13 protein-coding genes are annotated in these 13,323 nt (G+C 61.9%); 6 read left to right on the forward strand and 7 right to left on the reverse strand.

The genetic code is table 11. From position 1 onward, the window contains the following. Positions 1-46 precede the first annotated feature (46 nt). Positions 47-2,338 (forward strand): beta-glucosidase BglX, encoded by a 2,292-nt coding sequence (gene bglX / locus AC0IXA_RS08080; protein WP_471812522.1) that lies wholly within the window; start codon positions 47-49, stop codon positions 2,336-2,338. Between the two features lie 196 nt (positions 2,339-2,534). On the opposite strand, the gene AC0IXA_RS08085 is transcribed toward bglX, so the two are convergent. The 5 genes from AC0IXA_RS08085 to AC0IXA_RS08105 form a co-directional block, all read right to left on the reverse strand. After that, entirely contained in the window at positions 2,535-3,692 is a 1,158-nt protein-coding gene (locus AC0IXA_RS08085) for a phospholipase D-like domain-containing protein (RefSeq protein ID WP_471812524.1), read from the reverse strand. A gap of 1 nt (position 3,693) precedes the next feature. Next, entirely contained in the window at positions 3,694-4,284 is a 591-nt protein-coding gene (locus tag AC0IXA_RS08090; RefSeq protein WP_323167830.1) for a YceI family protein, read from the reverse strand. Between the two features lie 220 nt (positions 4,285-4,504). Beyond that, positions 4,505-4,801: an amidase gene (locus AC0IXA_RS08095; protein WP_471812526.1), complete on the reverse strand. Its 297-nt coding sequence runs from the start codon at positions 4,799-4,801 to the stop codon at positions 4,505-4,507. Further along, complete coding sequence (locus tag AC0IXA_RS08100; protein WP_471812528.1) at positions 4,798-5,877, reverse strand: serine hydrolase domain-containing protein; 1,080 nt, start codon at positions 5,875-5,877, stop codon at positions 4,798-4,800. Before AC0IXA_RS08100 ends, AC0IXA_RS08095 begins: the two co-directional genes overlap by 4 nt. A gap of 156 nt (positions 5,878-6,033) precedes the next feature. Continuing rightward, positions 6,034-6,912, reverse strand: coding sequence for an acyl-CoA dehydrogenase middle domain-containing protein (locus AC0IXA_RS08105; protein ID WP_471812530.1), 879 nt, complete (start codon positions 6,910-6,912; stop codon positions 6,034-6,036). Positions 6,913-7,065: 153 nt separating this feature from the next. On the opposite strand from AC0IXA_RS08105, the gene olsB reads away from it, so the two are divergent. Both olsB and AC0IXA_RS08115 read left to right on the forward strand, forming a co-directional pair. After that, positions 7,066-7,821: an L-ornithine N(alpha)-acyltransferase gene (gene olsB / locus AC0IXA_RS08110; RefSeq protein WP_471812532.1), complete on the forward strand. Its 756-nt coding sequence runs from the start codon at positions 7,066-7,068 to the stop codon at positions 7,819-7,821. After that, positions 7,821-8,615, forward strand: a complete 795-nt coding sequence (locus AC0IXA_RS08115) for a lysophospholipid acyltransferase family protein (RefSeq protein ID WP_150636454.1) — start codon at positions 7,821-7,823, stop codon at positions 8,613-8,615. The genes olsB and AC0IXA_RS08115 overlap by 1 nt, the downstream gene beginning before the upstream one ends. A gap of 111 nt (positions 8,616-8,726) precedes the next feature. Here AC0IXA_RS08115 and AC0IXA_RS08120 read toward each other — a convergent pair whose 3' ends face one another. Then, a complete protein-coding gene (locus AC0IXA_RS08120; RefSeq protein WP_223630010.1) occupies positions 8,727-9,305 on the reverse strand; it encodes an acyl carrier protein phosphodiesterase in 579 nt (192 codons plus the stop codon). 168 nt (positions 9,306-9,473) lie between these two features. Between AC0IXA_RS08120 and AC0IXA_RS08125 the strand changes: the two genes are divergently transcribed. Genes AC0IXA_RS08125 through AC0IXA_RS08135 form a run of 3 tightly spaced genes read left to right on the forward strand, consistent with a single transcriptional unit; the run spans position 9,474 to position 12,061 of the window. Further along, positions 9,474-9,776, forward strand: coding sequence for an ArsR/SmtB family transcription factor (locus AC0IXA_RS08125; RefSeq protein WP_016771327.1), 303 nt, complete (start codon positions 9,474-9,476; stop codon positions 9,774-9,776). A gap of 34 nt (positions 9,777-9,810) precedes the next feature. Then, entirely contained in the window at positions 9,811-10,977 is a 1,167-nt protein-coding gene (locus AC0IXA_RS08130) for an MFS transporter (protein WP_016771328.1), read from the forward strand. 34 nt (positions 10,978-11,011) lie between these two features. Further along, positions 11,012-12,061, forward strand: coding sequence for an alkene reductase (locus AC0IXA_RS08135; RefSeq protein ID WP_016771329.1), 1,050 nt, complete (start codon positions 11,012-11,014; stop codon positions 12,059-12,061). Positions 12,062-12,444: 383 nt separating this feature from the next. Here AC0IXA_RS08135 and emhR read toward each other — a convergent pair whose 3' ends face one another. Beyond that, entirely contained in the window at positions 12,445-13,077 is a 633-nt protein-coding gene (emhR, locus tag AC0IXA_RS08140) for an efflux system transcriptional repressor EmhR (protein ID WP_130912702.1), read from the reverse strand. Between the last annotated feature and the right edge of the window lie 246 nt (positions 13,078-13,323).

The raw sequence follows: 13,323 nt of genomic DNA on the forward strand, positions 1-13,323 counted from the left end.
GGCTGGCCGGTGTTGCATCACCGTTTGGGCTCTAGAGAAAAAATTCATGAAGAAGCTGTGTTTGCTGGGTCTGTTCGTCAGCCTGGCCAGTCATCAGGTACTGGCCGCCACGACCCCGGTACCTTTGGAAAACAAGGACGCTTTCATCAGCAACCTGATGAAACAAATGACCCTCGACGAGAAGATCGGCCAGTTGCGCCTGATCAGCATCGGCCCGGAAATGCCCCGCGAGCTGATCCGCAAGGAAATCGCCGGCGGCAACATCGGCGGCACATTCAACTCGATCACCCGCGCGGAAAACCGTCCGATGCAGGACGCTGCCATGCGCAGTCGCCTGAAGATTCCGATGTTTTTTGCGTACGACGTGATCCACGGTCACCGTACGATTTTCCCGATTCCGCTGGCCCTCGCGTCGAGCTGGGACATGGACGCCATCGGCCAGTCCGGTCGCGTTGCGGCTAAAGAAGCCGCCGCCGACAGCCTCGACATCACCTTCGCGCCGATGGTGGATATCTCCCGCGATCCACGCTGGGGCCGCAGTTCCGAAGGTTTCGGCGAAGACACCTACCTGACCTCGCGCATCGCCGGCGTCATGGTTCGCGCCTATCAGGGGGCCACGCCGAGCGCTGCCGACAGCATCATGGCCAGTGTCAAGCACTTCGCCCTGTACGGCGCGGTCGAGGGCGGTCGCGACTACAACACCGTCGACATGAGCCCGGTGAAGATGTACCAGGATTACCTGCCGCCCTACCGCGCCGCGATCGATGCCGGAGCCGGTGGTGTGATGGTGGCGTTGAACTCGATCAACGGCATTCCAGCCACGGCCAACACCTGGCTGATGAACGATCTGCTGCGCAAGGACTGGGGCTTCAAAGGCCTGGCAGTCAGCGATCACGGCGCGATTTTCGAACTGATCAAGCACGGTGTCGCTCGCGACGGTCGCGAAGCGGCGAAGCTGGCGATCAAGGCCGGCATCGACATGAGCATGAACGACACCCTCTACGGCAAAGAACTGCCGGGGTTGCTCAAGTCCGGCGAGATCGAACAGAAAGACATCGACAACGCTGTGCGCGAAGTGCTCGCGGCCAAGTACGACATGGGCCTGTTCAAGGACCCGTACCTGCGCATCGGCAAGGCCGAGGATGATCCGGCCGACACCTACGCCGAGAGCCGCCTGCACCGCGCCGAGGCCCGCGAAGTGGCGCGGCGCAGTCTGGTGCTGCTGAAGAACCACAACGAAACTCTGCCGCTGAAGAAAGACGCGAAAATCGCGCTGGTCGGTCCATTGGCAAAAGCGCCGATCGACATGATGGGCAGCTGGGCCGCCGCCGGGCGCCCGGCGCAATCGGTCACGCTGTTCGATGGCATGAGTGCGGTGATCGGCGACAAAGCCAACCTGATCTACGCCCGTGGCGCCAACATCACGGGCGACAAGAAGGTCCTCGACTACCTGAACTTCCTCAACTTCGATGCCCCGGAAGTGGTCGATGACCCGCGCCCGGCCAGCGTGCTGATCGACGAAGCGGTGAAAGCGGCGAAGGATGCTGACGTGATCGTCGCCGCTGTCGGCGAGTCCCGTGGCATGTCCCATGAATCCTCGAGTCGCACTGACCTGAACATCCCGCAAACCCAGCGCGAATTGATCCGTGCGCTGAAAGCCACCGGCAAGCCGTTGGTGCTGGTGTTGATGAACGGCCGTCCGCTGACGATTCTCGAAGAAAACCAGTCGGCCGATGCGATTCTGGAAACCTGGTTCAGCGGCACCGAGGGCGGCAACGCCATCGCCGACGTGCTGTTCGGCGACTACAACCCGTCGGGCAAACTGCCGGTGACCTTCCCGCGTTCCGTGGGCCAGATCCCGACCTACTACAACCACCTGAGCATCGGCCGGCCGTTCACGCCGGGCAAACCGGGCAACTACACCTCGCAGTATTTCGATGACACCACCGGCCCGCTGTTTCCATTCGGTTATGGCCTGAGCTACACCACCTTCGCCCTGAGCGATATGGCGCTGTCATCGACCACCCTGAACGCCAGCGGCAAGCTCGACGCCAGCGTCATGGTCAAGAACACCGGCAAGCGTGACGGCGAAACCGTGGTGCAGTTGTACATCCAGGACGTCACCGGTTCAATGATCCGCCCGGTGAAAGAACTGAAGAACTTCCAGAAGATCATGCTCAAGGCCGGCGAACAGAAAGTCGTGCACTTCACCATCACCGAGGAAGACCTGAAGTTCTACAACGCCCAGCTCAAATACGCAGCCGAGCCTGGCAAGTTCAACGTGCAGATCGGCCTGGATTCGCAGGCGGTGACGCAGCAGAGCTTTGAATTGCTGTAACAGCAAGCACACCGCCCCCCTGCACTGATCGTTCCCACGCTCTGCGTGGGAATGCAGCCCGTGACGCTCCGCGTCACTGGACGCGGAGCGTCCCTAGAGGCATTCCCACGCAGAGCGTGGGAACGATCAAATGACACACCGCTTTCGCGAGCAGGCTCGCTACCAGATTGGATTCAGGGTGTATTCAAAATCGTGGTTATCCGCGACGGTCGAGAATATTCACCACCAACCGATCCACCCAGCCCCACACCCGCTGCTTGACCCGCCGCCACAACGGTCGGCGCTGCCACTCCTCCAGACTCACCAGCTGACTCAAGCCGAAGTCCTTCACAAAGCTCGCCTCCACCGCTGCCGTCAACGCCGGGTCCAGCGCCTCCAGGTTCGCCTCCAGATTGAAACGCAGATTCCAGTGATCGAAGTTGCACGAACCGATGCTTACCCATTCGTCGACCAGAACCATTTTCAGGTGCAGGAAGCACGGCTGGTATTCGAAGATCTGCACCCCGGCCTTGAGCAGGCGCGGGTAATAGCGGTGCCCGGCGTAGCGCACTGACGGGTGATCGGTGCGCGGCCCGGTCAGCAGCAAGCGCACATCGACGCCGCGCGCGGCAGCCTTGCGCAGGGAGCGGCGGATTTTCCAGGTCGGCAGGAAGTACGGCGTGGCCATCCAGATGCGTTTTTGCCCGCTGTTCAACGCACGGAACAACGACTGCAAAATGTCGCGGTGCTGGCGGGCGTCGGCGTAGGCTACGCGGCCCATGCCTTCGCCCTTGTCCGGCACGCGCGGCAGGCGCGGCAAGCCGAAATGCGCGGCCGGGCGCCAGGCGCGGCGGTAACGGTTGGCGATCCACTGGCGATCAAACAACAATTGCCAATCGATCACCAATGGACCGCTGATCTCGACCATCACTTCGTGCCACTCGCTGACATCATGGCCCGGCGTCCAGAATTCATCGGTCACGCCGGTGCCGCCGACCACGGCCAGGCATTGGTCGACCAGCAGCAATTTGCGGTGGTCACGATAGAAGTTGCCGACCCAGCGCCGCCAGCTCAGGCGATTGTAGAAACGCAGCTCGACCCCGGCCTGAGTCAGGCGCTGGCGCAGGTGCAGCGTGAACGCGAGGCTGCCGTAATCATCGAACAGGCAACGCACGCGCACGCCGCGCTCGGCCGCCGCGACCAGCGCCTGGACGATGGCTTCGGCGCAGGCGCCTGCCTCGACCAGGTACAGCTCCAGTTCGACCTGTTCTGTAGCTCCAGCGATGTGCTCGAGCATGCGCGGAAAGAACTGCGGGCCGTCGATCAACAGTTCGAAACGGTTGCCGTCACGCCAGGGAAACACCGCACCGCGCATGTCAGCGCGCCGTGAAAATCAGCACCGCACCCACCGGCACCGACAGACTGATGGCCGACAGATCGGCGAGTTTGCGCAGGTTTTCCAGGCCCGGCGCCAGATCGAAATCCTCGGCGTTGATCACCAGCGGCTCTAGGGTCACCACCTGAAAGCGCCGATCATCCAGACGCGTGGCGAGCAACTCGGCCGGGTATTCGTGCTGCTTGCCGTGCAGGCTGACGGTCAGCGGCAGGCGCAACTCCAGCTGCGCGCCGGGGGCCAGATCGTTGATCGGGCGCAGGTCGATCTGCGTGGTGATAGTGGCTGCGGGAAATTGCTCGATCTGGAACAGCTCCTTGCGCATGCGCTCATCGCGCAGCGGAATGCCGCTGTTGATCGATTCGAGTTCGACTTCGACCTCGGCGCGACCGTTGGGGTCGACCTTGCCGTGCAGCACCAGAAAGCGCTGCACTTCCGACACGCTGGCATTTTTGGTGCTGACGAACGACAGCCGCGACGACTCGCCGTCCAGGTACCAATTGGCCTGGGCCGGCATCGCAGCGGCGGTCAACAGCAGACTGGCGAAGGTTGTATAGAGGGAGCGGTTGAACATTGAACACTCGTGGGGGCGATAAACCTGCACGAACCTTAACCGCCCGCCAAGTTATTGCAAACTGAAGATCACCACAGATGCATGCACTGATGAGACCCATGTGGGAGCTGGCTTGCCAGCGATAGCGTCGTCACAGGCAAGATTTTCGCTGGCTGACCCACTGCAATCGCTGGCAAGCCAGCTCCCACATGATCTCCATTCACAACGGAATCGAGTGTAGTCAGGGATTCAGGCGACAGCCCTGGCGTTCGCTCAGCCATTGCGCGCTGTTGCTGCGGCCCATGCCTCTGACGGTGACGGTTTTGCTCGACGGGTCATCGGTAAAACCGCTGGTTGGCAGCCATTGCTTCACATAGCCACGGCAATACCCCGCGTCGTTGTTCGTCACATAACGGCACGAGCAATATTCCTTGGCGGTGTAGGCGCTGATGATGTCCGGGAACGCCCAGAGATTCTCGCGTTCATACCATCCCCAGCCGAGCAGCACGATCAGCAGCAACAATAGAAAGCGCTTCATGGCCGCACCGCCTGCAACACGCGTTTGAGCAATTCGTTGTGCTGGTAGCTGCCATCACGATCATCGGCGTAACGCACGATCACCAGTTTCTCGCTGGGCATCACATACAGCGCCTGGCCCCAGTGGCCGAGGGCGGCGAAGGTGTCGGGTGGGGCGTCGGGCCATGGTGATGTGGCGCCGTCGACACGACGATTGAGCCACCAGTGGCCGCCGGGTACGGCTTCGTCCTGATGCGCCTTGTAGCCGGCAAACGGTGTGAGGTTGAACGCGAGCCAATCCTCGGGCAGCAACTGCCGATCGTTCCAGCGCCCGCCGCGCGCCATCAACAGACCGACCCGCGCCAGATCCCGCGCGGTGAGATAGGCATAGGACGAGGCGACAAAGGTGCCGCTGGCATCGCTTTCCCAAACGGCGTGACGAATGCCCAACGGCTCGAACAATGCTGTCCACGGATAGTCGGCGTAACGCTCTGGGCCGACCATGGTTTTCAGGGCAGCGGCGAGCAGATTGCTGTCACCGCTGGAATAACGGAAAGCCTGACCCGGCGCGGCGTAGGCGTCGTGGTCCGCAGTGAACGCGGCCATGTCGCGATGGCCGCGGGTGTAGAGCATCGCCACCACCGAAGATTTCAGCGGCGCGTATTCGTAGTCCTCCTGCCAATTGAGACCGGAGGCCCAGTTCAGCAGATGGCCGAGGGTGATCGCCGGGTGTTTTTCCAGCGCCGGGTAGAACTTCAGCGCTGGATCGTCGAGTTTGAACCGGCCTTCGCCGTAGGCCACGCCGAGGACGGCGGCCAGCAGGCTTTTGCTGATCGACCAGGTCAGGTGCGGGGTCTGTTCGGTGGTCGGGGCGGCGTAGCGTTCGTAGATGATCTGGCCGTCCTGGATGATCAGCAAGGCGTCGGTGCGGATGCCGTCGCGGGTGGCGTCGTTGCGGGGCGGGAAGGCGTAGTTTTCCAGCGCCTCGACGGCCGGGCCGCTGACTGGCGAGCCGATTGGCCATTGCTCATTCGGCCATTGTTCGGCTCGGACGGTGAGGCTGATCAGCAGCAGGAACAGGGACAGGCCTTTGAACATGGTTGAGGCTCTGGGATCGGTCTGTTGAGATTAGGTGCGGTTGATGACAGATGTGTGGTGTTCTTGAGGCCGCTTTCGCGAGCAGGCTCGCTCCCACGTTTCGACTGACAACACACGATCTTTCTGTGGGAGCGAGCCTGCTCGCGAAGGGGCCGCTCAGGTCACCGCCAAAGCCTTGGCCAACCGCTTGGCCCTCGCCCCCGCCGCCAACTGCATCACGCCCTTGTCCCGCTGCCACATCTGCGCCCACTCCGCTGGGCCATTGCCCAGCGCTTCATCAACCTCCCCCGCCAGCGCTTCAAACTGCGCAAACAACCCGCCCAGCACTACATGCCCCGCCGGATTGTTCGGCGCTTGCCGGCTGGCCTCGGCGCACCCGGCCAGCAGCGCCAGCAAACGCAATTGCAGGGCCTGCGGCCAGTCGCTGTCCTGGCCGACGCCGTACAACCACGCGGCGATGGCGCTGAGCACGTAGACATCTTCAAGACTGCGAAACGGTTTGACGTAGGCGTCCCAGCCGTCGCCGGCGAGCAGTTCGCACAGGGCGCCGTCGAGGTACAGGCGGCCGTGGCTGATGTCCGGCATCAACGGCAACGCCGGCAGTTTTTCCACCTTCACGCCGGGCTCGCCGGGATAAACCACCGCCAGACTCAGGCGCGGTGTTTCGCCAGGCTCCTCACTGCGCGCAGCCACCAATAACCAGTCGGCGGCGTCGCCGGCGGTGACGAAATCCTTGCGCCCGCTCAAGCGCAAATCTTTCAGCCGCGTTTGCATGTCGGCCGGACGCAGGCTGCGTTGTTCGGTCGCGCACAAGGCGCCAAGGCTCGGCGGCGCGCTCGGCCACAACATGCGCAGCGCTGCCTGATAACCGACCAGAAACGCCAGCCCCGGCGTGGCCATCCGCCGCCCGCCGGCCACCGCCAATTCGAACGGCGTGACGTTGCCTAGCGTCTGCAACAGCGTCGCAAAGCCCTCGGCCAAATCGGCAACGGCGGGCAAGCGTTCACGGCGGTGCAGCAGATCTGTCCAGGGCATGGGCGCCTCCTCGTGGGCTGTCATATAAGCATCACCGAACGTTCATGGCGATGACACCGGGGCTACATAGCCTGACTTTGCACAACACGGCTGCATAAAGAAAGTCGATCGGCTGCAACCCACGACGGGTTAAAGGCCCGTACGGAGATTCACATGACGCAAATCGCCCGCATCAGCGACACCGGCAATGAACGCCGCCTGCAAGCCGAACGCCTGATCGGCGCCGAAGCCTTGCAGCAAGCCCAGGCCCTGCGCTTCGCCGTCTTCAGCGGCGAGTTCAACGCCAAACTCAAAGGCGCCGAACTGGGTCTGGACATGGATGATTATGATGGTCACTGCAGCCACATCGGCGTGCGTGATCTGAACACCGGGCGCTTGGTCGCCACCACGCGTCTGCTCGATCACACCGCCGCCAGCAGCCTCGGCAAGTTCTATAGCGAAGAAGAATTCAGCCTGCATGGCCTGGCGCATCTGCAAGGCCCGATCCTGGAAATCGGCCGCACCTGCGTCGATCCGGCGTACCGCAACGGCGGCACCATCGCCGTGCTCTGGGGCGAGTTGGCCGAAGTGCTCAATCAGGGCGGCTACAGCTACCTGATGGGTTGCGCGAGCATCCCGATGCAGGACGGCGGCATTCAGGCCCACGCGATCATGCAGCGTCTGCGCGAGCGTTACCTGTGCACCGAACACCTGCGCGCCGAGCCGAAAAATCCGCTGCCGACGCTGGATATCCCGTCCAACGTCATCGCCGAAATGCCGCCGCTGCTCAAGGCCTACATGCGCCTCGGGGCGAAGATCTGCGGCGAGCCGTGCTGGGATGAAGATTTCCAGGTCGCCGACGTGTTCATCCTGCTCAAGCGCGACGAACTCTGCCCGCGCTACGCCAAACACTTCAAGGCGGCGGTGTGATGAGCCGGTTGCGGGTGTACGCGCGAATCGCGCGAGTGCTGCTGGTGGTGACGCTAGGGTTGACCATGGCCAGCGTCTTCGGCGTGTTCGAGCGCATTGGTCTGGCGCACTCGATGGAGCGGCGGCAGCGCTGGTCGCGTTTTTTCATGGCGCGTTTGAGCAATGCCCTGCCCTTTCGCGTGAGTGTGCATGGCGAGCTGCCAAAACAGCCGATGCTGTGGGTCAGCAATCACGTGTCGTGGACCGACATTCCGCTGCTGGGCATGCTCACGCCGCTGTCGTTTCTGTCCAAAGCCGAAGTGCGCACCTGGCCGGTGGCCGGCTGGCTCGCGGCCAAGGCCGGCAGCCTGTTCATCCGCCGTGGGTCGGGCGACAGCCAGTTGATCCGCAAGCAAATGACCCGCCATCTGCAAACCGAACATGCGCTGCTGATGTTCCCCGAAGGCACCACCACCGATGGCCGTTCGCTGCGCACTTTCCATGGTCGCCTGCTGTCGGCGGCGATCGATTCCGAGGTGATGCTGCAACCGGTGGCGATCCGTTATCTGCGTGACGGCGAAATCGACACGCTCGCACCGTTCATTGGTGACGATGACCTGCTCTCGCACCTGATGCGCCTGTTCAGCAACGACTGCGGCGATGTCGAGGTGCATCTGCTCAAGCCGATTGCCTGTCAGGGCCGCGAGCGCGCGGCGCTGGCGTTCGAAGCGCAGCAGGCGGTGCAGAAGGTGTTGTTTGGTGAGGTGGCGAAACCTGCCGAACCGCGTCGCGCAGGCGATTTGATCGCCGCCTGAAAACACAAATCCCCTGTGGGAGCGAGCCTGCTCGCGAATGCGTCGTGCCATTCAGCATCTATATTGGCTGAGACACCGCATTCGCGAGCAGGCTCGCTCCCACATTCATATCTACAGTGGATCAGTGTTTTGTGCAAAATCCTGCAATTGCGGATAGAACAGGCTGAAGTCTTCACTCAGCGGCTCATACAACCGCCGCAACTCCGCCATTGCCCCCGCCAATTCCTCGGGCCTGGTCAACCGCCGCGAGATCCCACGCAGGACCTGCTCCAGCACCTCAAACTCGCGATACGAGCCCAGCCAGTCGTTGGCGACCATGTGCGGGGCGATCTTCGCCAGCCGTTCCGGCAATTGCCGTTCGCGGGACAGCACGTGATAGACGTCTGCGGTGAACTGCTCCAGCGGTCGGTCGGCATACAGCGTCCAGTCCCGCGCCAGGCAATGATCGAAAAACACATCGAGGACGATTCCGGCATAACGCCGCCGCGTTTCGCTGAAGCGGCCCAAAGCAATATCGACCAGCGGATGGCGATCGGTAAAGACGTCGATGCGCCGATGCAGGGCGATCGCCGCCTCCACTTCCGGGTCGAACTGGCCTTGCAGCCGCCCTTTGACGAAGTCGCCATACAGGCTGCCGAGTAACTGACCGGGGCGCTGGCCGCCGAGATGCAAATGCGCGAGATAGTTCATGGGCGCAGCTTAGCACTGGGTTCGGACATTCAGCACCCTCGTATCGTTATAACCCGATATAGCGATTTATGCGCTCGTCAGACCGAATTCATATTGGTATATCGCGATCCGACGATTTAAAGTTCGTCCCATCGCGATATATCGCTACTGCCAACACGAGCCCAAGCCATGAACCTCGACCTCGACGAAATAATAAAAGCCCTGGCGCACCCAGTACGGCGAGACATCCTCAACTGGCTGAAGGACCCGAAAGGCGAATTCCCCGAGCAGTTGCACAACCACGAGTACGGCATCTGTGCCGGGCAGATCGATCAGCGTTGCGGCCTGTCGCAATCGACCGTGTCGGCACACCTGGCGACGTTGCAACGGGCCGGGCTGATCAGCAGCCAGAAGGCCGGGCAGTGGCATTTCTTCAAACGTAACGAGGACGTCATCCAGGCGTTTCTCAGCACCCTCAGTAAAGAGCTCTGACCCTTAACGTCAGCCAGCCGACAAGGAAACCTGCATGCCCCTTTCGCTTCTCATCCTCGCCCTGAGCGCCTTCGCCATCGGCACCACCGAGTTCGTCATCATGGGCCTGCTGCCCGACGTGGCGGCGGACCTCGGTGTGTCGATTCCCGGCGCCGGCTGGCTGGTCACCGGTTACGCCCTGGGCGTGGCCATCGGTGCTCCGTTCATGGCGCTGGCCACCGCGAAACTGCCGCGCAAGGCCGCGCTGGTGGCGTTGATGGGCATCTTTATTGTCGGCAACCTGCTCTGCGCCATCGCCAGCGACTACAACGTGCTGATGTTTGCCCGGGTCGTCACCGCTTTGTGCCACGGTGCATTCTTCGGCATCGGCTCGGTGGTGGCGGCCAATCTGGTCGCGCCAAACAAACGTGCCTCGGCGGTAGCATTGATGTTCACCGGTCTGACCCTGGCCAACGTACTTGGCGTGCCACTGGGCACCGCATTGGGTCAGGAAGCCGGCTGGCGTTCGACCTTCTGGGCAGTGACCGTCATCGGTGTGATCGCGCTGATCGGCCTGATCCGCTTCCTGCCGGCCAAGCGTGACGAAGAGAAACTCGACATGCGCGCCGAGCTCGCTGCCCTTAAGGGTGCCGGTATCTGGCTGTCGCTGAGCATGACCGCGCTGTTCGCCGCCTCGGTCTTCACCCTGTTCACCTACGTCGCCCCACTGCTCGGTGAAGTCACCGGTGTGTCGCCGCGTGGCGTGACCTGGACACTGATGCTGATCGGTCTGGGCCTGACGGTCGGCAACATCATCGGCGGCAAACTCGCCGACAAAGGCATGGCCGCCACGCTGATCGGCGTGTTCATCGCCATGGCAGTGGTGTCCACGGTGTTGAGCTGGACCAGCGTTGCGCTGATCCCGACTGAAATCACCCTGTTCCTCTGGGCCACCGCGTGTTTCGCCGCTGTGCCGGCGCTGCAAGTCAACGTGGTGACCTTCGGCAAGGCTGCGCCGAACCTGGTTTCGACCCTGAACATCGGCGCCTTCAACGTCGGCAACGCCCTCGGCGCCTGGGTCGGCGGCAGCGTCATCGCCCACGGCTACGGACTGACCAGCGTGCCACTGGCTGCCGCCGCGCTGGCTGTACTGGCCCTGCTGGTGACCCTGATTACCTTCCGCCAGAACGGCAATGCCGAGCTGGCGCCTGCTTCCAACTGAATCAACTTCCTTAATTAAAGCGAGGCTTTTAGACATGGCGACTATTTTCGACCCGATCAAACTCGGCGACATCGAGCTGAACAACCGCATCATCATGGCCCCGCTGACCCGTTGCCGCGCCGACGAAGGTCGTGTGCCGAACGCGCTGATGGCCGAATACTACGTACAACGCGCCTCGGCCGGCCTGATCCTCAGCGAAGCCACTTCGGTAACACCGATGGGCGTCGGCTACCCGGACACCCCGGGCATCTGGTCCAACGATCAAGTGCGTGGCTGGGCCAACGTGACCAAGGCGATTCACGGCGCCGGCGGCAAGATCTTCCTGCAACTGTGGCACGTTGGCCGCATTTCCCACCCTTCGTACCTGAACGGTGAAGCACCGGTCGCGCCAAGCGCCATTCAGCCAAAGGGCCACGTCAGCCTGGTGCGCCCACTGGCCGACTATCCAACCCCGCGCGCCCTGGAAACCGCTGAAATCGCCGACATCGTCGACGCCTACCGCACCGGCGCCGAGAACGCCAAGGCCGCCGGTTTCGACGGCGTGGAAATCCACGGCGCCAACGGTTACCTGCTCGACCAGTTCCTGCAAAGCAGCACCAACCAGCGCACCGACCAGTACGGCGGCTCGCTGGAAAACCGTGCGCGCCTGCTGCTGGAAGTGACCGACGCCGCGATTGAAGTCTGGGGCGCTGGTCGCGTTGGTGTGCACCTGGCACCGCGCGCCGATTCCCACGACATGGGCGATGACAACCTCGCCGAAACCTTCACCTACGTCGCCCGTGAACTGGGCAAGCGTGGCATCGCGTTCATCTGCTCGCGCGAAAAAGAAGGCGCCGACAGCCTCGGCCCGCAACTGAAAGAAGCGTTCGGTGGCCCGTACATCGCCAACGAAAAATTCACCAAGGAAAGTGCCAACGAGTGGCTGGCCAGCGGCAAGGCAGACGCGGTCGCTTTCGGCGTGCCGTTCATTGCCAACCCAGACCTGCCGGCACGTTTGCAGGCCGATGCGCCGTTGAACGAGCCGCATCCGGAGACTTTCTACGGTAAAGGTCCAGTGGGTTATATCGACTATCCGACCTTGTAATCAGGCTGTAGCGCAGAAATGAAAAAGCCCCGGACTTGTGAGAGTCCGGGGCTTTTCGTTGTTCGGCTTCAGACTTGTTGCGTGGCACCCGACGTAGCCCCTCACCCCAACCCTCTCCCGAGGGAGAGGGAGCCGATTTGCAGAGCCTTCAGAACCCGAGTTCGGCGGGATATTTCAGGTCAGCGTCACTCGAAAGATCAGCTCGGTCGGTCCCCTCTCCCTCTGGGAGAGGGCTAGGGTGAGGGAAACGCGGCAAAACACGGATTCACAAGAGCTACACAATTTCCCTACAAAATCTGCGACTCGCTACGTTTAAACTCCCCGCCGCGATGATCAGCCATGGCGGCTGATTGACATCCTGCCGGGCAATTGCGCATTTTGTTTCATTTGCGCAGGCTTGGGCTCAGGCGCAGCATGTCCAGCCCGGTGTCGACCCAGCGTTCAGCCTCGGCGTGCAGTTCGAAGCTGTCCGGGGCCAGCAGCCAGCCGTACAGCAGGCCGTCGATGTAGGCATGAATGCTGATCGCCGCGCGGACAGTGTCGAGATCTTCCGGCAACTGGCCGCGATTCACCGCATTACGCAGGGTCAGGCCGATGCGCACGTTGCAATCGAGACTGGCCGTCCGGCGCTGCTGGCGCAGATCGCACATTTCATCGGTGAATTCGCACTTATGAAACAGAATTTCGTTGATGCGCCGGGTTTTCGGGTCCAGTGCAACTTGATGAAACAAATGAATCAGCAACTGCCGCATGCAGCCCAGCGGGTCAGGTTCGTCCTCGCTTTCGCTGGCCTTGGCCAGTTCATCCAGCGGTTCGTGCAGGCTGTCGAGCATGGCCTGGACCAGATCGGCCTTGTTGCTGAAATGCCAGTAGATGGCGCCGCGCGTCACGCCGGCGAGGGTCGCGATGTCCGCCAGGGTGGTGCGGGCAACCCCCCTTTCATAGAAGGCTTTCTCGGCCGCTTCCAGGATCTGGCTGCGGGTTTCCTGAGCTTCCTCTTTGGTACGACGGACCATGGCAGTAAAACCTCAAACAGGATGTTTCAGGGATGGCTGAATATCCGCTGAATAAAGAGGGGGCGATCTCTCGTGAATCGGCTCCCCGGCCTACAATTTCAAACCTTGCGACGACTTTTGTATCGGGGTGGGTACGCGGCGCAGGTGTTTACAAACAACCATGAACGTAAGTATATTACTTAGCAAGCTACTTATCCACCCGGTGCCCGATTTTTACTCTTTCACACTTCTTGTGCGCTTCTTGCG

The sequence above is a fragment of the Pseudomonas sp. AC083 genome (assembly GCF_979253165.1).

Bases quoted from the DNA above. Each gene is read 5' to 3' on its own strand.
- AC0IXA_RS08115 (WP_150636454.1), top strand. From the start codon at position 7,821: ATGAGCCGGTTGCGGGTGTACGCGCGAATCGCGCGAGTGCTGCTGGTG.
- olsB (WP_471812532.1), top strand. From the start codon at position 7,066: ATGACGCAAATCGCCCGCATCAGCGACACCGGCAATGAACGCCGCCTG.
- AC0IXA_RS08100 (WP_471812528.1), bottom strand. From the start codon at position 5,877: ATGTTCAAAGGCCTGTCCCTGTTCCTGCTGCTGATCAGCCTCACCGTC.
- AC0IXA_RS08120 (WP_223630010.1), bottom strand. From the start codon at position 9,305: ATGAACTATCTCGCGCATTTGCATCTCGGCGGCCAGCGCCCCGGTCAG.
- AC0IXA_RS08090 (WP_323167830.1), bottom strand. From the start codon at position 4,284: ATGTTCAACCGCTCCCTCTATACAACCTTCGCCAGTCTGCTGTTGACC.
- AC0IXA_RS08105 (WP_471812530.1), bottom strand. From the start codon at position 6,912: ATGCCCTGGACAGATCTGCTGCACCGCCGTGAACGCTTGCCCGCCGTT.
- emhR (WP_130912702.1), bottom strand. From the start codon at position 13,077: ATGGTCCGTCGTACCAAAGAGGAAGCTCAGGAAACCCGCAGCCAGATC.
- AC0IXA_RS08095 (WP_471812526.1), bottom strand. From the start codon at position 4,801: ATGAAGCGCTTTCTATTGTTGCTGCTGATCGTGCTGCTCGGCTGGGGA.
- AC0IXA_RS08085 (WP_471812524.1), bottom strand. From the start codon at position 3,692: ATGCGCGGTGCGGTGTTTCCCTGGCGTGACGGCAACCGTTTCGAACTG.
- AC0IXA_RS08130 (WP_016771328.1), top strand. From the start codon at position 9,811: ATGCCCCTTTCGCTTCTCATCCTCGCCCTGAGCGCCTTCGCCATCGGC.
- AC0IXA_RS08125 (WP_016771327.1), top strand. From the start codon at position 9,474: ATGAACCTCGACCTCGACGAAATAATAAAAGCCCTGGCGCACCCAGTA.
- AC0IXA_RS08135 (WP_016771329.1), top strand. From the start codon at position 11,012: ATGGCGACTATTTTCGACCCGATCAAACTCGGCGACATCGAGCTGAAC.
- bglX (WP_471812522.1), top strand. From the start codon at position 47: ATGAAGAAGCTGTGTTTGCTGGGTCTGTTCGTCAGCCTGGCCAGTCAT.